General features: G+C 63.6%; 21 protein-coding genes. 8 read left to right on the forward strand and 13 right to left on the reverse strand.

Going from position 1 to position 19,765, the window contains the following annotated elements; translation table 11 throughout:
* Positions 1 to 2 precede the first annotated feature (2 nt).
* The 7 genes from B5525_RS05640 to B5525_RS05670 all read right to left on the reverse strand — a co-directional run bounded on the left by B5525_RS05640 (position 3) and on the right by B5525_RS05670 (position 7,084).
* On the reverse strand, positions 3 to 764 hold the full coding sequence (locus B5525_RS05640; protein ID WP_079565118.1) for an SDR family NAD(P)-dependent oxidoreductase: 762 nt from the start codon (positions 762 to 764) through the stop codon (positions 3 to 5).
* A 38-nt stretch (positions 765 to 802) separates the two neighbouring features.
* On the reverse strand, positions 803 to 2,680 hold the full coding sequence (locus B5525_RS05645; RefSeq protein WP_079565119.1) for a feruloyl-CoA synthase: 1,878 nt from the start codon (positions 2,678 to 2,680) through the stop codon (positions 803 to 805).
* Position 2,681: 1 nt separating this feature from the next.
* On the reverse strand, positions 2,682 to 3,485 hold the full coding sequence (locus B5525_RS05650; protein WP_079565120.1) for a crotonase/enoyl-CoA hydratase family protein: 804 nt from the start codon (positions 3,483 to 3,485) through the stop codon (positions 2,682 to 2,684).
* A gap of 197 nt (positions 3,486 to 3,682) precedes the next feature.
* Entirely contained in the window at positions 3,683 to 4,144 is a 462-nt protein-coding gene (locus B5525_RS05655) for a DUF3237 domain-containing protein (RefSeq protein ID WP_079565121.1), read from the reverse strand.
* Between the two features lie 12 nt (positions 4,145 to 4,156).
* Complete coding sequence (locus tag B5525_RS05660) at positions 4,157 to 5,473, reverse strand: TRAP transporter large permease (protein ID WP_079565122.1); 1,317 nt, start codon at positions 5,471 to 5,473, stop codon at positions 4,157 to 4,159.
* 2 nt (positions 5,474 to 5,475) lie between these two features.
* Entirely contained in the window at positions 5,476 to 5,985 is a 510-nt protein-coding gene (locus B5525_RS05665; RefSeq protein ID WP_079565123.1) for a TRAP transporter small permease, read from the reverse strand.
* An 82-nt stretch (positions 5,986 to 6,067) separates the two neighbouring features.
* Positions 6,068 to 7,084 (reverse strand): TRAP transporter substrate-binding protein, encoded by a 1,017-nt coding sequence (locus B5525_RS05670; protein ID WP_079565124.1) that lies wholly within the window; start codon positions 7,082 to 7,084, stop codon positions 6,068 to 6,070.
* 137 nt (positions 7,085 to 7,221) lie between these two features.
* Here B5525_RS05670 and pobA point away from each other — a divergent pair, with 137 nt between their 5' ends.
* Positions 7,222 to 8,391, forward strand: a complete 1,170-nt coding sequence (gene pobA / locus B5525_RS05675) for a 4-hydroxybenzoate 3-monooxygenase (protein WP_079565125.1) — start codon at positions 7,222 to 7,224, stop codon at positions 8,389 to 8,391.
* 275 nt (positions 8,392 to 8,666) lie between these two features.
* Positions 8,667 to 9,092, forward strand: a complete 426-nt coding sequence (locus B5525_RS05680) for a PaaI family thioesterase (RefSeq protein WP_079565126.1) — start codon at positions 8,667 to 8,669, stop codon at positions 9,090 to 9,092.
* Positions 9,093 to 9,270: 178 nt separating this feature from the next.
* Here the strand turns inward: B5525_RS05680 and B5525_RS05685 are convergent, their stop codons facing one another.
* Positions 9,271 to 10,170 carry a LysR family transcriptional regulator gene (locus tag B5525_RS05685; RefSeq protein WP_079565127.1) on the reverse strand — a complete coding sequence of 300 codons (900 nt, stop codon included), beginning with the start codon at positions 10,168 to 10,170 and terminating at the stop codon, positions 9,271 to 9,273.
* 124 nt (positions 10,171 to 10,294) lie between these two features.
* Between B5525_RS05685 and B5525_RS05690 the strand changes: the two genes are divergently transcribed.
* Entirely contained in the window at positions 10,295 to 10,924 is a 630-nt protein-coding gene (locus B5525_RS05690; RefSeq protein WP_079565128.1) for a pyridoxamine 5'-phosphate oxidase family protein, read from the forward strand.
* Between the two features lie 3 nt (positions 10,925 to 10,927).
* On the opposite strand, the gene B5525_RS05695 is transcribed toward B5525_RS05690, so the two are convergent.
* Positions 10,928 to 11,656: a glutathione S-transferase family protein gene (locus tag B5525_RS05695; RefSeq protein WP_079565129.1), complete on the reverse strand. Its 729-nt coding sequence runs from the start codon at positions 11,654 to 11,656 to the stop codon at positions 10,928 to 10,930.
* 226 nt (positions 11,657 to 11,882) lie between these two features.
* Between B5525_RS05695 and B5525_RS05700 the strand changes: the two genes are divergently transcribed.
* Positions 11,883 to 12,581, forward strand: coding sequence for a helix-turn-helix transcriptional regulator (locus tag B5525_RS05700; protein WP_079565130.1), 699 nt, complete (start codon positions 11,883 to 11,885; stop codon positions 12,579 to 12,581).
* 139 nt (positions 12,582 to 12,720) lie between these two features.
* Positions 12,721 to 13,041, forward strand: a complete 321-nt coding sequence (locus B5525_RS05705; protein ID WP_079565131.1) for a YkgJ family cysteine cluster protein — start codon at positions 12,721 to 12,723, stop codon at positions 13,039 to 13,041.
* A 47-nt stretch (positions 13,042 to 13,088) separates the two neighbouring features.
* Here B5525_RS05705 and B5525_RS05710 read toward each other — a convergent pair whose 3' ends face one another.
* On the reverse strand, positions 13,089 to 13,490 hold the full coding sequence (locus tag B5525_RS05710) for a hypothetical protein (RefSeq protein WP_079565132.1): 402 nt from the start codon (positions 13,488 to 13,490) through the stop codon (positions 13,089 to 13,091).
* 171 nt (positions 13,491 to 13,661) lie between these two features.
* On the reverse strand, positions 13,662 to 14,018 hold the full coding sequence (locus B5525_RS05715; protein ID WP_172900099.1) for a DUF3307 domain-containing protein: 357 nt from the start codon (positions 14,016 to 14,018) through the stop codon (positions 13,662 to 13,664).
* 401 nt (positions 14,019 to 14,419) lie between these two features.
* On the opposite strand from B5525_RS05715, the gene B5525_RS05720 reads away from it, so the two are divergent.
* The gene (locus B5525_RS05720; RefSeq protein WP_079565134.1) at positions 14,420 to 15,817 is read left to right on the forward strand and encodes a TAXI family TRAP transporter solute-binding subunit; all 1,398 of its coding nucleotides are present in this window, start codon (positions 14,420 to 14,422) and stop codon (positions 15,815 to 15,817) included.
* 101 nt (positions 15,818 to 15,918) lie between these two features.
* Here B5525_RS05720 and B5525_RS05725 read toward each other — a convergent pair whose 3' ends face one another.
* Entirely contained in the window at positions 15,919 to 16,800 is an 882-nt protein-coding gene (locus B5525_RS05725; RefSeq protein WP_079565135.1) for a DUF6537 domain-containing protein, read from the reverse strand.
* Positions 16,801 to 16,817: 17 nt separating this feature from the next.
* Positions 16,818 to 17,486 carry a Crp/Fnr family transcriptional regulator gene (locus B5525_RS05730; protein WP_079565136.1) on the reverse strand — a complete coding sequence of 223 codons (669 nt, stop codon included), beginning with the start codon at positions 17,484 to 17,486 and terminating at the stop codon, positions 16,818 to 16,820.
* A 328-nt stretch (positions 17,487 to 17,814) separates the two neighbouring features.
* Between B5525_RS05730 and B5525_RS05735 the strand changes: the two genes are divergently transcribed.
* Together B5525_RS05735 and B5525_RS05740 are read left to right on the forward strand one after the other, a co-directional pair.
* Entirely contained in the window at positions 17,815 to 18,927 is a 1,113-nt protein-coding gene (locus tag B5525_RS05735) for a cyclic nucleotide-gated ion channel (RefSeq protein WP_079565137.1), read from the forward strand.
* Positions 18,924 to 19,721, forward strand: coding sequence for an enoyl-CoA hydratase/isomerase family protein (locus B5525_RS05740; protein ID WP_079565138.1), 798 nt, complete (start codon positions 18,924 to 18,926; stop codon positions 19,719 to 19,721). The genes B5525_RS05735 and B5525_RS05740 overlap by 4 nt, the downstream gene beginning before the upstream one ends.
* The last annotated feature ends 44 nt before the right edge of the window (positions 19,722 to 19,765 follow it).

Consider the following 19,765-nt stretch of genomic DNA (forward strand, 5'->3'; position numbering starts at 1 on the left):
CCTTATTTCGGCGCCATGCGGAGCGCGGCGTCGAGCCGCACCACTTCGCCGTTGAGATAGGGATTGTCGATCATGTGCATCGCCAGCGAGGCGAATTCGTCGGCCTGGCCGAGCCGGTGCGGGAACGGGATGGCGGCGGCAAGCGAGTCCTGCGCTTCCTGCGGCAGTCCGCCCAACAGCGGGGTCAGGAACAGGCCGGGCGCAATCGTCATCACGCGGATGCCGAACTGCGCCAGTTCGCGCGCGATCGGCAGCGTCATCGCGACGATGCCGCCCTTGGAGGCCGAATAGGCCGACTGCCCGATCTGGCCGTCATAGGCCGCGACCGAAGCGGTGGAGATGATGACGCCGCGTTCGCCGGTCGAGAGCGGCTCCAGCTTCGACATGTCGGTGGCCGCCAGCCGCAGCATGTTGAAGGAACCGATCAGATTGACCTTGATGACCTTGTCGAAATCGGCCAGCGGCATCGGACCGTCGCGGCCGACCACCCGCTTGGCGACGCCGATGCCGGCGCAATTGACCAGCACCCGCGCCGGGCCATGGGCCTTGGAGGCGGCGGCGATCGCGGCTTCCGCGGACGCCGCGTCGGAGACGTCGCAAGCCACCGCGACGCCCTTGATCTCGGCGGCGACGCTTTCGGCGAGTTTTGCATTGAGGTCGAACACAGCGACCTTGGCGCCTTGCGCGGCCAGCCTGCGAGCGGTGGCGGCGCCCAATCCCGATGCGCCCCCGGTGACGATGGCGGCCTGATCCTTCAACTGCATGGTATCCCCCTCTGGGTAAGAACGGATGTTCGAATTCGTTAGAGCGTGATGATTTGTTCCGGCGGCGCCGCCGCATAAAGCTGCTCAATCAGCGCGGCGCGTGCGTCGAGCACCGCGCGCTGGTTGATCGATCCCTTGTCGGTGACTTCGCCGCGGTCGATCGACAACGGCGAATCCAGCAGCGCCGCGCGGGTGATCCGCGTCGAAGACCCGGTCGAGGTCGCAAGAAACTTTGTGAATCGTTCGCGAAAGGCTTCGCGGATCAAGGGATCGGCCGCCGTGAGCGAGAGGTCATCGATCGGGGTCGTCGGGTTGATCAGGCGGCAGCCGTCGAGATCGAGAATGACGATCGCCGAGACCTCGTCGCGGTTGATGCCGGCGATTACCACGTCGCGCACCAGCGGCGCGCAGGCCGCGATGAACCGCGCGCGCAACGGACCAACGCTGACCCAGGTACCGCTGGCGAGCTTGAAATCCTCGGCGAGGCGGCCGTCGAAATCGAAACCTGCGTCGAAATCGTTGGCGTCGGCAGGCTTGATCGCGTCGCCGAATTTATAAAAGCCTTCCTCATCAAAGGCCTTCGCGGTCAATTCCGGCTGCCGCCAATAGCCCGGCGTGACGTTCGGGCCCTTGACGCGAACCTCGAGTTTACCGTTGTTCGGCACCAGCTTGGCATCGTTGCCGGAAACCGGAAGGCCGATATGGCCGGAGCGGCTGGTGCGGGGATTGACCGACATGAAGAACGGCGCGCTTTCGGTGGCGCCGAGGCCGGTCAACATCGGCACCCGGAAGCCGGTTTCCTGCACGCTCAGTTCGTCGAGGCTGTTCCAGACGAACGGCGACAGCGCAGCACCCGAGAAGAACATCGCATGCAGCCGGCCGAAGAATTTTGCGCGCAACGCCGCGTCGTCGCGCAGATAAGGCAGCAGCGATTCATAGCCCTTCGGGACGTTGAAATAGACCGTCGGCGAAATCTCGCGGAGATTGCGCACGGTCTCCTCGATCCCGCCCGGCATCGGCTTGCCGGCGTCGAGATACATCGAGCCGCCATTGTACAGCGTCAGCCCGATATTGTGGTTGCCGCCAAAGGTGTGATTCCATGGCAGCCAGTCGACGATGACGGGCGGCTCGTCCTTCAGGAAGGCCATGGTCTCGCGGATCATCACCTGGTTGGCGCAGAGCATGCGCTGGGTGTTGATGACGGCCTTGGGATTGCCGGTCGAGCCCGAAGTGAGCAGGAATTTCGCGATGGTGTCGGGGCCGATCGCCTGATGCACGGCATCGAGGCGCGGATGCAGCGGCGTCGCCATGAGGTCGGCGAGCATGGTCACGGTGCGGCCCGGCAGCGCGCCAAAGGCGGCTGCGATCTCGGTTCCCAGGGAAACATTGGCCTGCAGCGCGTCGGCGAATTTGTCCGCGTCGTCGGCGAAGACCAGGCCGGGTGTCAGCAGCTTCATCAAGTAGGAAAGCTTGCCGTAATCCTTCGACACCAGCGAATAGGCCGGGGATACCGGGCAGAACGGGATGCCTGCATAGAGCGCGCCGAACGCGATCAGCGCGTGGTCGATCGTATTGCCGGAAAGGATCACGACCGGCTTCTCGGCGGAGAGGCCGCGCGCCAGGAGCCCCGAGGCGATGTGCCGGCTCGACGTCAGCAACTCCGCGTAGGTGATCTGTCGCCAGCCGCGGCCGCCGTCGCGCTCCGCCATGAAGATGCGGTCCGGCGCGGTCGTGGCCCAATGATGCAGCCGGTCGGTCAGCCGCTCCGGATAGTCGCTCAGTGCAAGCTTCGGCCGCAGATAGATGGTGCCGTCATCGCGGCGCTCGATGGTGACCGCGGGATCGCAAAACGAAATCGGGCGCAGCCGCGCGTCGCTGCGTGCCTTCGGCATGGACATGTTGGATGGCGCGCTCATGTCAGCCTGGCTTCACCTTTGCGGTCTTGCGATCGAGGAAGGCGCGGATCCGCAGTTTAGCTTCCTTGTCGCTCTGCGCCACCGTCGCCATCAGCGATTCCATCAGAAGGCCGGTTTGCGGATTGGCCTCCGCGATCAACGGCAGCGCCTGCAACACGGCGAAATTGGTCAGCGGCGCATTGCTCGCGACCTTTGCGGCGAGTTCCATCGCCTTGTCGAGGGCAGCACCTTCCTCGGTCAGATATTGCGCAAAACCGTAGGAGGCACCCTCGGTCGCGGAATAGACCCGCCCCGTCAGCATCATGTCGGTCATCCTGGCAACGCCAATCAGCCGCGGCAGCCGCACCGATCCGCCGCCGCCGACGAAGATGCCGCGCTGGCCCTCGGGCAGCGCGAAATAGGCGCTGGGCTCAGTGACGCGGATATGCGCGGCGCAGGCCAGCTCCAGCCCGCCGCCGATCACCGCACCCTTCAGTGCGGCAATGACAGGCACGCGGCAATACTGCACCTTGTCGAACACCCGGTGCCACATCTGCGAATGCCGCAGGCCTTCGGTGGCGTCGTGCTCGGTCAGTTCCGACAGATCGAGGCCCGAGGAGAAATGATCGCCGATGCCGTGGATGACCACGGCGCCGATGCTGTCCGGGATATGCGAGAAGCAGTCCCCGATCGCGAGGATAATGCCGTCGTTCAGCGCGTTGCGCTTGGCCGGCCGGTTGAGGCCGATGGTCAGCACGGCGCCCTGGGTCTCGACCTTGAGCAGCGCGGATTGATCCGCGGCGGCGGTGGTGGCGGCGTTTCCCATCGGCTTATTGCGTCCTGTCCAGAATAGTTATGTTTTATAACGAATAGAGGGGGAGTCAATCGGTAAGCTCTCAGCGTCGTCCCGGCGAACGCCGGGAGCCACACTCCGTGTGCTGTCGTTTGCCCCTATGGCAGTCGCCTTCTACAACAATACCGCTGGCGGTCATGGGTCCCGGCCTTCGCCGGGACGACGCGGGGTCACAGCACCTGATGCACGTCGAGTTCGACGCGGTCGGGGTACCGGGAGCCGACACCGACAAACAGGTTTTCCATCAGCCAGCGATAGTTTTCCGCACCCGTCTCGAATCGGGGCACCGAGCGAAAATAGATCAGCGCGGGATCGACGACCTCGCCTTTGGCGATCCGGTCGAGAAGCTCCTTGGGGCCGAAACGGATGCCGATGTTCTCGATGTAGATGACGGCGCCGTCATCCATCTCGAAGGCGTATTTGGCCTCGAGCTCGGTAAAACCGTTGGGGCGGATGGTCTGGAAATCCGCGCCAACCGGAAAGATCGTCCCCTTCATGCCCGGCCCATGGAGTTCGCCGCCGAGGACAGGAATGACCCGCCGCACCCCATGGCCAGTATCGCCGGCGACGATCGGCGTCCCCACCCTGATGGCGAGGCTGAAGACATATTTTGTCGCAAGCGCGGGAGCCATGGGTCGTCCTCCCTAATGTGCCATGCGTTGCGGCAGCCAGGTCGCGAGCAGCGGAAAGGCGATCAGGATCACCAGCCGGACGAGGTCGGTGGCCACGAAGGGGATTACACCCTTGAAGATGGTGGCAAAGGAAACGTCCTTGACCACGCTTTTGATCACAAAGACGTTCATGCCGACCGGCGGATGGATCAGGCCCAGTTCGACCGTCATCACGATGATGACGCCGAACCAGATCGGATCGAAACCGAGATGCGAGATCACCGGGAAGATGATCGGCACGGTCAGGATGATCATCGCCATCGCGTCCATCAGGCATCCCAGCACCAGATACATCACCATGATCAGCGCCAGCACGCCGTAGCTGCCGAGCCCAAGGCCGGTGAGGAATTCCGTGACCTTCTGCGGGGTCTGCGTCACCGTGAGGAAATAGCCGAAGATCAGCGCGCCGATCAGCACGGTGAACACGGCCGCCGCGGTGCGGGTGGCCTGCAACAGCGAAGCCAGGATCTTCTCTTTGTCCAGCCGTCCGGTCACCACGCCGATCAGGAACGCGCCGGTGGCGCCGACGCCGCCGGCTTCGGTCGGAGTGAAGCGCGGCAAAAACGGCAGGCCGTAAAGCCCGCCGATCACGAACACGAACAGCAGCACCGGCGCCCAGATGTCCTTCAGCCCGGCGAAGCGCTCGCGCCAGGTGGTGTAGGCGCCCTTCGGCAGGAAACCGGGGCGGAAATGGCCGATCAGCGTGATGGTGATCATGTACATGGTCATCGCCAGCAGGCCGGGAATGATGCCGGCCATGAACAGCTTGCCGATGTCCTGTTCGGTGATGATGCCGTAGACCGCGAGGACCGTGGACGGCGGCAGCATCGCGCCCAGCGTGCCGCCGGCCGCGATCACGCCGGTGGCAAAGGATTGCGGATAGCCAAAGCGGCGCATTTCCGGATAGGCCACCGCCGAGAACGTCGCCGCGGTCGCCACCGATGAGCCGCAGATCGCGGCGAAGCCGCCGCAGGCCGCGACGGTGGCGATGCCGAGCCCACCGCGCAAATGCCCGACAAAACCGTTGGCGGCACGGAACAAGTCGCGGCTCATGCCGGAATTGCTGACGAAGGTCCCCATCAAGAGGAACATCGGGATCACGCCGAAAGTGTAGTCGGTGACCGTGCGCATCGAGGTCTGGCCGACCAGCTTCAGCGCCGGCGTGCCGCCGACCAGATAGCCGAAGCCGGAGACGCCGACGAGACCCATCGCCATGCCGACCGGCACACGCAGCAGCATCAGCGTAAACAGCGCGACGAATCCGAGGATGGCAACGGCGTCGGTACTCATCTCTACTCCGTAGCCGCAATCTTGGGATCGTGCATGTCTTCGGGATGGAAAATCAGCCGGTAGGTGCGGATCGCGATCAGCAGCACCGCGGAGACGTCGCCGGCCCAGGCGATGGCGAAGAATGGCCAGGTCGGCATGTGCATGTCGAAGGTGGTGACGTGATCGTTATAGGTGCCGCGCACCTTGTCGAACAAGGTCCAGGTCTGCACCGTCACCACGAACAGCAGCACCAGTGTCGCAAAGATATCGATCATCCGCTGGTATTTCGGGCTCACATTGGCCCAGATCAGATCGACGGTGATGTGGGTGCCGCGATAGCTGGTGGCGGCGATGCCCCAGAAGATCAGGATGCCCAGCATCAGCCGGCCGATATCGAAGGAGTCGGGAATCGAATAGTTGAAGAGGTTGCGCAGCAGCACCGAAACGAAAATGTTGGCGGCGACGAGGCCGACAAATCCAGCCGCGATCCATTCGATCGTATCGATGAAACGATCCATCGAGGCGCGCTTCATTTCGGCTCCACGGGGCTTATTGGAGATTGCAGCAAACGGCGGCGGGATGATCCCGCCGCCGCAAATGAAGTTTTCAACGACCCTATTGCGCGAGGGCGTTATATTTGGCGAGCGAGGCCTTCAGCTCTGTCAGTGCCGCGTCGGGATCGGTGCCGTTTTTCTTGACACCGTCGGCCCAGGTCTTGACCAGCGGCTCGGACGCCTTCTTCCACAGCGCCGTCTGATCCGCGGTCAGCTTGTAGACTTCCTGGCCCTCCTGGGCCCTCACCCTATCGACGCCGGCGTCCTCGAACTTGCCCCAGGGCTCGCCGACCTTGCCGGCAGCTTCGGTGTTGCAGTTGTCGTCGATCGCCTTTTTCTGGCGGTCGGACATCTGGTTGTAGACGTCCTTGTTCATCACGAAGGCGAAGGTCGTGACATAGAGCGGCGCTTCCATGTGATATTTCGTCACCTTGTCGACGCCGAACAGCACCAGCGATCCCCACGGGAAGGTGACGCCGTCGGCAACGCCGCGCTCGATGATGTCGCGCACTTCCGGTGCGGAGGACTGCACGTTGGTGCCGCCGAGCAGCGTCACGAAATTCGCGATGGTCGCATCGGCGGGACGGATCTTCATGCCCTTGACGTCATCCGGCACCACGATCTTCTTGGTGCGCGTATGGAACGACGACGGCGCGTGGATGAAGGCGAGGCAGAACTTGACGTCCTTCATTTCCGTCCCGGCATATTTCCGGTACCAGGCGTCGAGCCCCATCGAGCCGCCCTTGGCGTCCGACATCAGGAACGGCAGTTCGCCGGCGCCGATGATCGGGAAACGGCCGGGCTGATAGCCGGGATTGACGTAGGTGACGTCGGCGATGCCGTCGCGCGCCATGTCATAATGGTCGAACGCCTTGCCGAGCTGCTGCGCGGGATAGACCTTGTAATGGATGGTGCCGCCGGATGCCTTTTCGACCGAAGCGCCCCAATCCTCCAGCGCCTTTTGCAGCGGATGCGACGCCGGCACCCAGTGCGACAGTTTCAGATCGATGGTTTTTTCCTGCGCGAACGCAGGCGTCACGCTGGCGGCCAGCAGCAACGCCAAGAACGTCTTCCTCATCGACATCTTCTCCCCTCGTGAGCCAGGCCTTCGACGGCCCTTTGCGGTTATTGTTATATGATATAATTATCATTGCAAGCCGGGCGCCGATGTCCGCCCGGCCGGTTTCAAGCCTATAACATCGAGGGGGGCGAGTATTGCGGACAAAAGTAGCAATCATTGGCGCGGGGCCGGCGGGATTGCTGCTGGGACAGCTGCTTCACGCCTACGGAATCGACAACGTCATCCTGGAGCGGCAGACGCCGGACTATGTGCTCGGCCGCATCCGTGCCGGCCTTTTGGAAGAGGGCACGGTTGAGCTGCTCGACGAAGTCGGCGCTGGCAGCCGCGCCCACCGCGAGGGCTTGGTCCATGAGGGGGTCGAGCTTGCCTTTGCAGGCAGCCGGCACCGCATCGATCTGAAGGCGTTAACCGGCAAGACCATGATGATCTACGGCCAGACCGAGGTGACGCTCGACCTGATGAACGCGCGCGAGGCGGCCGGTCTGACCTCGATCTACGAAGCCGCCGACGTCGAGCCGCATGATTTCGACACCGATCATCCGCGCGTCAGTTACGTCAAGGACGGCGTCGCCTGCGAATTGACGTGCGATTTCATCGCCGGTTGCGACGGCTTCCATGGTGTCAGCCGCGCCAGCGTCAAGCCGTCGGCGATCAAGACGTTCGAGCGGATCTATCCTTTCGGCTGGCTCGGGATATTGTCGGAGACGCCGCCGGTTTCGCATGAACTGATCTATTCCAACCATGCCCGCGGCTTCGCGCTCTGCACCATGCGCTCGATGCGCCGCAGCCGCCATTACGTGCAATGTTCGCTCGACGACCACGTCGACCAGTGGCCGGACGAGCGGTTCTGGGATGAACTGAAGCGCCGGCTGGACCAGAAAGCGGTCGACAGCCTCATCACCGGCCCCTCGATCGAAAAGAGCATCGCGCCATTGCGCAGTTTCGTCGCCGAGCCGATGCGGTTCGGGCGGATGTTTCTCGCTGGCGACGCCGCGCATATCGTGCCGCCGACCGGCGCCAAGGGATTGAACCTCGCCGCCAGCGACGTGCGCTTTCTCTCGCACGCTTTGCGGGAATATTACGACGAGAAATCCTCCGCCGGCATCGACGACTATTCCCGAAGGGCGCTGTCGCGGGCCTGGAAGGCGGTGCGCTTCTCCTGGTGGATGACCTCGATCCTGCACAAGTTTCCCGACCAGGGCGAAATCGGCGCCCGCATCCAGGTGGCCGAGCTCGACTATCTCGTCCACTCCAGGGCGGCAACGACGTCGCTGGCGGAAAATTACGTGGGGCTGCCGTATTAGCGATTTTCGCTACCGTCAGCACCCGCTGTCATACCTGCGAAAAGCGGGTATCCAATACACTGCGGCGTCTCGATTCCAGCGAACGCCTCTGGAATACTGGGTCACCCGCCGGAGCCTGTCATCCGGCCGGCCGGAGGCCGGACCGGGTGGCGGGTGACGACAGTTCGTTCCGTTTCAAACAGGTGACAAAATCCCGTTTAAAACTTTGTAGGCGGTGAATCCGTCGTACACATCGCGTTTAATGCCGACAGCATTACAAACACGCGAGCCCCGATATGACCGCCATCAATACCGATATCCCCGCAGGCTTCGAGCGCCACTTCCGGCAGAGCCCGCTCACCGAGCCCTGGGAACCCCTGTATTCGAAGCGCACCGACAGGGCCGTCATCATCGGATTGCGGCTCGCCAAGCCGCACACCAATGGCCGCGGGCTGATTCACGGCGGGCTCATCGCCGCGTTGTCGGACAACGCGATGGGTTACAGCTGCGCCCATGTCATGGGCGGCGTGTCGTCGCTGGTGACGATCGGGCTCGCGGTCGATTTCACCGGCACCGCGCAGGTTGGACAATGGCTCGCGGTCGAAAGCGACGTGATCAAGACCGGCAGCACGATCTGCTTCGCGCAGAGCCTGATCAAGGCCGACGACGTCGTGATCGCGCGCGCCAATGCGACGTTCCGCGTCGTGCCGAAGAAACCATAGATGTCGTTCCTCTGCACGCGCATCCTCTCCCCTTGTCATGCCCCGCCACCGGGTCTCGCCTTCGGCGAGCCCGATGACAGGCTCTGGCGGGGCATCCAGAACGCCGTGGCCGTCATTAGAATCGAGACGCTTGCGTTTACTGGGTCACCCGCTTTCGCGGGTGACGACACCTGAACAATTATTTCCCGCCAAACCGCCAGTCGGCGGTCTCGGTGACGAGATCGATGAACGCGCGCACCTTGGCCGACAGCAGGCGCGACGTCGGATAGACCAGGTGGATCGGCAGCGCCGGCTGCTCGAATTTCGCCAGCACGATTTTGAGCCGGCCGGCTGTGAGCGATGAGGCCGCCTGGTAGAACATCACGCGGGTCAGGCCGCCGTCCTGCTCGGCATACTGGATCGCGGCGTCGGCGCTGTTGGTGGCAAAGCGCGGCGTGCAGGCCACGCGGACCTCGCGGCCCTGCTCGACAAACCGCCAGTCTGGCGCGGCGGTCGTGGCGCCGAACTGGATGGTGTCATGCGCTGTGATGGAAGCGGGCGCCTTCGGCTCGCCGCGCGCCCTGAGATAGGCGGGCGAGGCCACCACGATCCGCCGCATCTCGCCGACATGGCGCGCGACCAGCGTGGAATCCGCAAGGTGGCCGATCCGCACCGCAAGATCGATCGCGTCCTCCACCAGATTGATGATCTGGTCCGACAGCAGCAGTTCGGCGGATACTTCCGGGTAGCGCTTCAGGTAGGCCGACATCACCGGGCTGACATGGAGGCGCCCGAAACCGACCGGCGCCGAGACCACCAGCCGGCCGCTCGGCCGGCTGCGCTCGCCCTCGGCGGCGGCTTCCGCCTCCTCGACATCACCGAGAATGCGCCGCACCCGTTCCAGATAGCGCGCGCCGACGTCGGTCAGCGCCACCTGCCGGGTGGTCCGCTGCAACAGCCGGGCGCCGAGCCGTTCCTCCAGCGCCGCGATCAGCCGCGTCACCGCCGATGGCGACAGCCCGAGCTTGCGCGCCGCCGGCGCGAACCCTTGCAGGTCGGCGACCGCGACAAAGGCCTGCATGGCGTCGAGGCGATCCATGGGATTATTTCATATAGCGCAATGATGAAGTGTCAATCAGGCAGATTGTTCAAATTTCGAAAATGCTCACTTTAGCCGGGTGAGACGGGCGGGTTCGCCGCCGGGAGTTTCAGGAGATTTTCCGATGTCAGACACTCACCCCTATTCCAGCGATGTCGCGTTCACCCCGGCGGTGAAGGCGATCCAGGAAGCCAAGGGATCGCGCGCCGCCTATGCCCATGTCGAGGCGCGCGGCGGCTGGCGCACCGAAATCGATGAGCATCTCGCGGCGTTCGTGGCCGAGGCCAACAGCATGTATCTCGCGACGGCATCCGCCGACGGCCAGCCCTATATCCAGCATCGCGGCGGGCCAAAGGGTTTTGTCAGGGTCCTCGACAAGAACACGCTGGCGTTCGCGGATTACAGCGGCAACCGGCAATACATCACGCAAGGCAATCTCTCGGAAAATCCCAAGGCCCACCTCTTCCTGATGGATTACGCGCACCGCCGCCGCGTAAAAATCTGGGGCGAGGCGCGCGTCGTGGACGACGATCCGGCGCTTTTGCAATCGCTGATGCCGCAGGGCTACAAGGCGCGGCCCGAGCAGGTAATCCTGTTCAAAGTATCCGCCTGGGACACCAACTGCCCGCAGCACATCCCGCAGAAGTTCGACGCCGCCGACGTGGCGGGGGCACTTGCCGCCCGCGATGCGCGGATTGCTGAACTGGAGGCCGAGCTGGCGGCGTCGAAGGCCGCGTCAGCGCCGGCAAATTGAACATCAGGCGGCCTGCTGCTGGGAGGCCCACGCAAAATCCGGATAATATTGCAGCATCATCCGGTCGACATAGTCGGTTAGATTTTGGAAGTGCTCGGTGCGCTCGCGCAATTGCGAGGTGAAGAACGGCGTCAGGATGCCGGCGAGCGCACCGAAGGCGGTGGCATCGGTACCGCAGGGCGCGTCCCCCATCAGATACGGCTTGTCGCCGAGTTGGACCGACAGCGCAAACAGCGAGCGGACCGCAAGGTCGATATCCTCGTCCGGCGCATGGCGGCCGAGGCCGCTCAGCAGATAGTTCTCGGCGACGCGGAATTGCGCGTCCTCGCGAAGTCTTTCGCGCATGTGCTCGGGCGCGCCGTCGAAGAAATGCGACGGCCCCTTCGCAAAGTTCTCGCCATCGACCCAGCGCGCGCCGACCAGTGCCCAATAGACATGGTGCTCGATCATCCGTTCGAACGCCCAGGCCTGCGCCCGCGCCTGCAGGCTGAGCGGGGCATCGAAATCGAAGCCGTATTTGCCCTCGATATGCGCACGGATGAAGGTCGAATCGGCGACGCTCTCGGCGTCATCGACGATATAGGGCAATTGCCCCTTGGGAGAGGCCGGCGGCATCGCCTTTTCCTTGCGGTAGGCGAGGCCGGCCATCTTCAGCTGGACTTCGGTCTTGGTCACGAACGGGCTGATTTCCGGCAGGCCGAAGCCGGGGCCGAAGCCATAAAGGGTGATCAATTGAGCGCTCCCGATTTCCTGAGCAGGCGCTTCAGGCTAGCCACCCCCTGCTGCCACCGTGGTGTCAGCAGCGGCGACATCGTTGACCAAAGGTCGAGGCCGTACAGAATCATCATGGACAAAATCCTCTTCGTTAGCGGGTTGTCCCGTTATACTGACCCCCTGCTGCCAACATGCTGTCAGCATCGGATGGCAGCCTTCCGATAAAGACAAAAGAGACGCTGCCATGAGACGCGCCGACCGGTTGTTCCAGATCATTCAGGTGCTGCGGCGGACCCGGAAGCCGCTGACGGCGGATGCGATCGCCGCCGAGCTCGAGACCTCCAAGCGCACGATCTACCGCGACATCGCGACCCTGATCGAACAGCGCGTGCCGATCCGCGGCGAGGCCGGCATGGGCTATATCCTCGAAAAGGGATTCGACCTGCCGCCTTTGATGCTCACGCCGGACGAGATCGAAGCGGCCGTGCTCGGCGCGCAATGGGTCGCCGGGCACGCCGACGAGGTGCTGGCGCGCGCCGCGCAGGACCTGATGGCGAAAATCGCCGACACCGTCCCCGAACGCCTGAGGCCGTTCGTGCTCGAACCCGCGAGCCGGGCGCGTCCGGTCTGGAACCGGGAACCCGACCGCATCGACATGGTGCGAACGCGCGCCCAGATTCACGAGGGCAAGAAGATCACGCTGAACTATCGCGACGAACAAGGCCGCGGCAGCGAACGTACCGTCTGGCCGATCGCCGTCGGCTATCATGAAGCGGTGCGGATTTTAGCGGCGTGGTGCGAACTGCGAAAGGACTTCCGCAGTTTTCGGACCGACCGCGTCGTCGACGCGGTGTATCACGACGAGAAATACCCCGAACGGCGCGACCTGCTTCGGGCGCGATGGCGCAGGAGCCTGGTCTGGGAGGCACCCAAAGAAATCTGACAAAGGAAATCTGATGGCGGTATCGCGAACTAGAGGCTCCGTTTTGATTGAATCAGAACCGAGCCTCCAGATTTTTGTGACGCGATTTCTTCGCGCGAACCGGTATCCACTTCGCTCGAAAACGCTATAAACGGACACCATGGAAAGCCGGGATTCAGCCGCGGATATCGAAAGCCCCTGCCAGGCCTGCGGAGCCTGCTGTTCCTATTCGCCGAACTGGCCGCGCTTCACCACCGAGGACGACGCCGCGCTCGATCTGATCCCGGAAAAATTCGTCAACGACAGACTGTCCGGCATGCGCTGCGACGGCAACCGCTGCTCGGCGTTGTCGGGTAGAATCGGGATCGCGACCGCGTGCACCATCTATGCCGTGCGGCCGGAAGTGTGCCGGACCTGCATGCCCGGCGACGCCGAATGTGCGATGGCACGGCGGCGGCATGGACTGTCGGTGCTGACATGATGCTAATGTTGTCGTCGCTGCGTTCGCAGGGACGACAGCTATAGAGATTACGCCGTCACCGCCTCGGCGAGATCCTCGTCCAGTTCGTCTTCGATCGGCACGAAGCTGGAGAGCGGCTTGGTCGAGAGCGTGATCGGCTTGCGGTTGCCGTAGGATGACGACGGCGCAGAATGCGCGGAAGGTTTGCCGGACAGCGCGTAGAGTGTCGAGCCGACGCGCCCGCCCAACTCGATCAGTTCGCGTTCGCTGCAGGTTGCGGCGATCGAGAGCGCCAGCGTATGCAAATGGCTTCTGCGGTAACAGAACAGCGCCAGCATGGCCCGAACGTCGGAAGAGACGCTCTCCACCAGCCGGGCCAGACCATGTTCGTTGGCGCGGTACATTTCGCCGAGCAATTCGTCCCGAACCGGGCAGAAGTCGTTCTCGAAGGCGTCGCGGCTTGAAAACATTTGCATATCTCCTGATCGGGAGGATGCAGTGCAACTCTATAACGAACGGTTAACCTAAGCCCCCGGTAGTACCCCGGGATGCTTGAGCGAACGAGCCGAATCAGACACCGCGGCCGCGACGAGCGCGGCACGGAGCGCCGGTGTCCGGATGATGACGTCGAGCCGGTGGGCTCAGCCGTTCGCCGCCATGAAAATCGAAAGTCCAAAGCCGGTGAGATGGTGCAGCGCCTGATCGACCCCGATCAGCGTCCAGAACCATGGGTGCTTGTTCTCCTGCGTCACGCCGAAGTTGGCGGCGCAAAGTCCCTTGGCGCGGTCGACCGTGATGTGGATCGCGAAATCGATCAGTGCGACGAACCAGAACCGCGGCGCGACAATCAGAATCAGCACCATTGCAACCGCAAGGTGCACGAGACAATGGGCCAGCAGCGGCAGCGCCCAGCCGTGCTTCTGGTCCTTGCCGATCGCCATCCAGGAAGTCTGCAGGACGAAATCGGCGATCACGTGCTTGACGGTAAGCAGCAGCATCCAGCCGATCAGCGCGCCTACCGGGACCGATGACGACATGGGGGGAAACAACAAAGCTGACGCCCTCGCTGGGACTGACTTGAAATGGCACAAACAGAACGGGAGGCCTTCAGCGCAACTTCTTCTCAAATCCGGACAATTCGACCGGTATTTGTCTTTTATGACATCTCCCGGGCCGGAATGCACCTCGGGGAACTCGAAAAACGCCAAGTGTGGCCTTATGGCGATATGCGTTCCTCCGGTAACGTTACCGGCGCGGAGCAATTTGCAATCCGCCCCGGGGCGGATATCATCGGTCTACAGGAAAATTATTGTTCTTTTTTAGATATTTACGGCCGCGCCAGGCGTTTCGCGGCGTGGCCAGGCGGGGAAATCAGCCTTCCGGGTCGCGGGTATGAGCCATGGGCGCTGAAGTGCCAACACCGAATGCGGCTACGCCACGCTCGCAGGTTGTCAGAACCAACCGCCGGCAGGTGCTCCTGTTTGCCGCCCTGACATTGCTTCTGACGGTGATCATCGTCGCATGGGGCGGCCGCACCTGGCTGAGGAATTCCGAAACGGTGGTCTTCGCCGTCGGCGACGGCAACAGCCTGGAGGCCCGCTTCGCCGCCAAGCTGGCCGCGGTGCTCAAGAGCACCAATTCGCGGCTGCGTCTGAAGATCGTCACCAATGGCGACAGCGCCAAGGCGCTCGCCTCGTTCGATCGCAGGCAGGCGAACCTCGCGGTGCTGCGCACCGACGCCAAGGTGCCGCCGCGCGCCCGGGCGCTCGCCGTGCTGGAACACGATCTCGTGCTCCTTATCAGCCCCGGCGGCAAAAAGATAAAATCGCTCGCCGAACTCCGCAAAAAGAAGATCGCGGTGCTGGCCGATGGCGACAGCGGCACCGCCTTCATCCGCAATGCGCTGGAAATTTCCGATAGCGCCGATGCCAATTCGAAGGTTCAGCCGGCGCCGCCGAATTCGACGCTCGACAGACTGTTCGCTCCCGGCGGTTACGGCGCGGTCATCGCCGTCGCGCACGCCTCGACTTTGGTGAAGGACAAGCGCTACGAGCAATACGCCAAACGCGGCGGGTTCACCATCAACGCCATCGATGAAGGCAAGGCCATGGCGCGGCGCAATCCCGGCATTTCCGAGGAGACGCTGACCACCGCCATGCTGTCCTCCTCGCCGGCGATTCCCGATGACGATATCGATACTATCGGACTGCAATGGCTGCTGGTCGCGCAATCCCGGATGTCGACGACGACAGCCGGAGACCTCGCGCGCGCGATCTACGAAAACAAGGCCGAACTCGCGCTGGACGACGGATTCGCTTCCAGGATCGAACCGGCGGATACCGACAAGGACGCCTTCATCATCGCCCACCAGGGCGCCGCCGAATATATCAACGACGACACCAAGTCGTTCATGGACCGCTACAGCGACGCGATGTATCTTGGCGTCGGCGCGCTCAGCATCATCGGCTCGATCTTCGCCGCGATCTACACCAAGATCACCCGCGTCGCGCCGGAGAAGGCCGGCGAACTGGCGACCGCCATCCTCGACATCGGCGAACGGATCGAACACGCCGATTCGCTGGATTCGCTGGAAGCGCTACAGGACGAACTGGAAGCCATCCTTCGCGGCGCGGTGATAGGCTTGCGCGACGGCAGTATCTCGACCGACGGGCTGGAGACCTTCAAGCTCGGTTATGAATTCGTGCGCGACGAGATCGGCATGCGCCGCGATCATCTGAAGCGGCACGCCGGCCACGAGGACAATGTGGTGGTCGTCAAGACCGCGCAGAGCGCGTGAGCCTTCATCATTCCGGTTCGCGCATCGGCGCGAACGCGGAATGACGGTGTCGAACACTCTCACTCTGAGTCGTCCCCGCGTTCGGGACACGACGAAGCTGTTCACTCCGCCGCGACACTGGTGCCGGCGGCCAGCGCCCGCGCCCGGATCTCCGCGATGGCGCGCTTGAGCGCGACCTGCCGGGAATCAGGCGTGGCGGCGGCACGGGCCTCGGCGACGGCAGCGGCCAGATCGGCCAAGGGCAGCACGCCGTCGAAAGTCGGCTTGGCGAGACCATCGATGATGGCGTGCCAGTCGGCGAGACCGTGGCGATAGGGAGCGCCATAGCCGGAGATCATGGTCGCGGTCCGCACCATGGCGGGGGCGGCGGCGGGCTGCTTGTCCAGGCTGCGGCTGATCATGTGCAGCCAGCGTTCGACCCAGACGCGTTCCTTGGCGTAGCGCACCGAGAACAGCCGCCATCGCCGCAAGCCCGCCTCGATCCTCAGGCGGCGAACGCCCCAGCGGCTCCTGGCGCTGAAGCGGATCGAGACCGGCATGTGGGTCCAGCCCGCCCATTCCAGCGCATCGAGCACGGGTTCGGCGATCGCCGCGGGAAGCGCGCCGATCAGCTCATCGAGCCGGAATTTCCCGATCATGTCCCCAGGTAGAAGACGGCGATTGCCGGACGCCGCCTCCCATTCCGCGAGCTTCAGCTGCGCGATCCGGATCGGATCTTCGTAGCTCATGCGGCGCGCCATCAGCCGGGCGATCTCGGCGATCATCGCCTCATCGACGCCGCGCCTTCCGACGAAGCGCCGCACCCGTTCCACATAAAGCTGCGCGTAGCTCGGGCCCTGATAGTCCATCAGCAGATGAATGCCGTCACTAACGTCGGCCACCGCGCTGTCGGGCAATCCGTCCGGCAGCAATGGCTGCGCGCCGTCGTCGTCGCCGATGACATCGGCGAGCAGATAGCGGAGCGAGGAAAGGACACCGGCCAAATCGGGTTTCCAGTCTGTCAGGCGGGGTTCGGCGCTGCCGGGGCCGGCGCCCCCTGCTGCGCCAGCCGCTGCTCCAGTTTTCCGATGTTCTCGAACAGCCGGGCGCTGGCGAGGCGCAGGAAGTAGAAGCCGAAGGCCGGATTCTGCACGTACAGTTCCTCGACCTTGCTGTAGCTGACGCTGAGGACGACGCCGGCCTCGACGCATTCCAGCGTTTGCGTCCGCTCATTCGACGGCGACAGCATGCCGAATTCGCCGACGATGGCGCCAACCGGCAGTTCGATGCCGGATTCGACCAGCTTGAAGCGGCCGCTGACGATGTAGAACATGTCCTCAGCCTTCTCGTCCTTGTAGAACAGGACCTCGCCGGGGATGCATTTGCGCTCGGTCATGAACGGCTTCAGCCATTCCAGCGACAGATCGCTGTTGACGGATTTCTTCACGTCGCGCACCAGCTGCAGCATCTGGTGCAGCCGGTACGTATTGAGCACCAGCACCACCGACTGCACCAGGATGACCAGGGAATTATGGCTCGGAATCGCGGTCGCGATCAGGACGATGTTGGTGAGAATGGCGAACACCCGCAACGGGATCATGGTCCGCATCGTCGTCGTGGCGACGACGAAAACGGAGGCGAACAGAGTGCCGGCGGTGCCGGCGTGTTCCGCAAGATGTGAGGTATCCATCGGGGCCAACCAGCTTTCCGGGGTAAATGGTTTCGCGGGCCGTGGTGCGGTGCGCTCCCGGCATCATAATGCCCGCGGGAGTTTTTGATATACGGCGAAAAACCAACGTTTTGTCGGGTAATCTATCCAATCCCGGCCAGAAAATTCCCGGCCCGCCCGGCTCTCGCGAGCGCCCCCGAGCGGATCCGCGCTTCGCAACCGGGAGCGGGCGATAACGCTGTTTTCGGCATCTCGTTGACGATCTCCCCCCGCTTGGGCACTTTGGGGCCCGGTCACGTGCAAGTCATGACCGTTAAGGTTTCTTCCAGCAACAGGCCGCCGTCTCCCGATGTCCAAGCCGCTTGTTTTCCCCGCTTTGGCACAATTTGTGGCCGCCACCACCGGCCGCAACATGACCAAGGCGGCCTATGTGGCTGTCGCCATCGGCTTCGTCATGATGCTGGTTCTGACGGTTGCCCCGGCCTACGAGGCGGCGCATCGCTGGGTCGACGCGACGCTGTGGGCATGCCTGGGTTTCTTTGTGTTCGAATGGGTGGTCCGGCTTCGCCACGCCTCCCTGACGCAGCGCGGCTGGGGTTACGCGCTGTCGGGACGCGGGCTGGTGGACGCGGTGGCTGCCCTGGCCATCCCGCTCGCGCTTGCGCTTGGCGCGGATCCCAAATCGGCGTGGTTGTTGTGCGCATTGTGGATGCTCAAGGTGGTTCCGGGGGTTCCCGGATTGCGCCAACTGCGCCGGGTGCTGGTGCTGGAATCCGGGCCGCTGCTGAGCGTGCTGGTGATTTTCCTGATGGTTCTCTTTCTCGCGTCGGTGGCAGAATACTACCTGGAGCATGACGTCCAGGCGGCCACCTTCGGCAGCGTTCCCGCGGCCTTGTGGTGGGCGGTCGTTACCCTGACCACCGTGGGATATGGCGACGTGGTGCCGATCACGGTTCTTGGCCGCCTGGTCGCAGCCGTCGTGATGATCTGCGGGCTCGGCGTGTTCGGGCTATGGACCGGCATCCTCGCCACCGGTTTTGCCGCCGAGACCCGCCGCGACAATTTCCTGAAAACCTGGGAATCGGTGAGCAAGGTGCCGTTCTTCGCCGCGCTGGGACCCGCGGCGATCGCCGACGTGACGCATATGCTGCGCACCATGGATCTGCCGGCGCGCACCATGATCATCCGAAAGGGCCAGGCCGGCGACTGCATGTATTTCATCGCCGCCGGCGAGGTCGAGGTGGATCTGCCCGGCAAGAAGGTGCGGCTCGGCGAAGGCGCCTTCTTCGGCGAGATGGCGCTGCTCGGCAACAATCTGCGCTCGGCCAATATCACCACCACGCGGGTGTCGCGGCTTCTGGTGCTCGACCTCGTGGATTTCCGCCTCTTGATGGCGCGGCATCCCGATCTTGCCGAGACCATCGACGCCGAGGCCAATCGGCGCGCGCTGGAGAACAAATGACGCAGGACCACGCCTCCGCTGCCACCGATCCTGCGAGCACACCGGTGCTCGAACTCGCCGGCGCGCGCGCCACCATCCGCCTCAACCGGCCGAAGCATTTGAACCGGCTGCAGCCCGACGACCTCGAGATGCTCTCAAGACTGTTCGACCGGATCGAAGCTGACGCTTCCATCAGGGTATTGGTGCTGACCGGCACCGGCCGCGCCTTCTCCGCCGGCTACGATCTCGGTTCGATCGCCGAACGCGCAGCCAACGCGCAGGAGCAGACCGCGGGGTCGGCGTTCGAGGTCGTCGTCAACCGGCTCGAGGACCTCGCGGTGCCGACGATCTGCCGGCTCAATGGCGGCGTCTATGGCGGCTCCACGGACCTCGCGCTGGCCTGCGATTTCCGCATCGGCGTCGACACTGCCGAGATGTTCATGCCGGCGGCGCGGCTGGGCCTGCATTATTACAAGAGCGGCATCAAGCGCTACGTGTCGCGGCTCGGCGTCGACAACGCCAAGCGGCTGTTCCTGACCGCCGAGAAAATCGGCGCCGCCGAAATGCTGCGGATCGGCTACCTCACCGCGATGGTGCCGCCGGAAGCGCTCGACGAAGAGGTCGACCGGCTGGCAGCCACCCTTGCCGGCAACGCCCCGGTCGCAATGCGCGGCATGAAGCGCGCCATCAACGAATACGCCAGAGGCGAGCTCAACGAGGAGGCCGCCGACCGCCGCCACCGCGACAGCATGCGCAGCGCCGAGATCAAGGAAGGCATCAAGGCGTTCTCGGAAAAGCGGCCGCCGAAGTTTTGATGAGGCGTGAGGTGTACTCGCAACTCAAGATGTCGTCCCCGCGA

The organism is Bradyrhizobium erythrophlei, assembly GCF_900129505.1.
GTDB lineage: Bacteria > Pseudomonadota > Alphaproteobacteria > Rhizobiales > Xanthobacteraceae > Bradyrhizobium > Bradyrhizobium erythrophlei_D.

Bases quoted from the DNA above. Each gene is read 5' to 3' on its own strand.
- B5525_RS05640 (WP_079565118.1), bottom strand. From the start codon at position 764: ATGCAGTTGAAGGATCAGGCCGCCATCGTCACCGGGGGCGCATCGGGA.
- B5525_RS05645 (WP_079565119.1), bottom strand. From the start codon at position 2,680: ATGAGCGCGCCATCCAACATGTCCATGCCGAAGGCACGCAGCGACGCG.
- B5525_RS05650 (WP_079565120.1), bottom strand. From the start codon at position 3,485: ATGGGAAACGCCGCCACCACCGCCGCCGCGGATCAATCCGCGCTGCTC.
- B5525_RS05655 (WP_079565121.1), bottom strand. From the start codon at position 4,144: ATGGCTCCCGCGCTTGCGACAAAATATGTCTTCAGCCTCGCCATCAGG.
- B5525_RS05660 (WP_079565122.1), bottom strand. From the start codon at position 5,473: ATGAGTACCGACGCCGTTGCCATCCTCGGATTCGTCGCGCTGTTTACG.
- B5525_RS05665 (WP_079565123.1), bottom strand. From the start codon at position 5,985: ATGAAGCGCGCCTCGATGGATCGTTTCATCGATACGATCGAATGGATC.
- B5525_RS05670 (WP_079565124.1), bottom strand. From the start codon at position 7,084: ATGAGGAAGACGTTCTTGGCGTTGCTGCTGGCCGCCAGCGTGACGCCT.
- B5525_RS05680 (WP_079565126.1), top strand. From the start codon at position 8,667: ATGACCGCCATCAATACCGATATCCCCGCAGGCTTCGAGCGCCACTTC.
- B5525_RS05685 (WP_079565127.1), bottom strand. From the start codon at position 10,170: ATGGATCGCCTCGACGCCATGCAGGCCTTTGTCGCGGTCGCCGACCTG.
- B5525_RS05690 (WP_079565128.1), top strand. From the start codon at position 10,295: ATGTCAGACACTCACCCCTATTCCAGCGATGTCGCGTTCACCCCGGCG.
- B5525_RS05700 (WP_079565130.1), top strand. From the start codon at position 11,883: ATGAGACGCGCCGACCGGTTGTTCCAGATCATTCAGGTGCTGCGGCGG.
- B5525_RS05705 (WP_079565131.1), top strand. From the start codon at position 12,721: ATGGAAAGCCGGGATTCAGCCGCGGATATCGAAAGCCCCTGCCAGGCC.
- B5525_RS05710 (WP_079565132.1), bottom strand. From the start codon at position 13,490: ATGTTTTCAAGCCGCGACGCCTTCGAGAACGACTTCTGCCCGGTTCGG.
- B5525_RS05715 (WP_172900099.1), bottom strand. From the start codon at position 14,018: ATGCTGCTGCTTACCGTCAAGCACGTGATCGCCGATTTCGTCCTGCAG.
- B5525_RS05720 (WP_079565134.1), top strand. From the start codon at position 14,420: ATGGGCGCTGAAGTGCCAACACCGAATGCGGCTACGCCACGCTCGCAG.
- B5525_RS05730 (WP_079565136.1), bottom strand. From the start codon at position 17,486: ATGGATACCTCACATCTTGCGGAACACGCCGGCACCGCCGGCACTCTG.
- B5525_RS05735 (WP_079565137.1), top strand. From the start codon at position 17,815: ATGTCCAAGCCGCTTGTTTTCCCCGCTTTGGCACAATTTGTGGCCGCC.
- B5525_RS05740 (WP_079565138.1), top strand. From the start codon at position 18,924: ATGACGCAGGACCACGCCTCCGCTGCCACCGATCCTGCGAGCACACCG.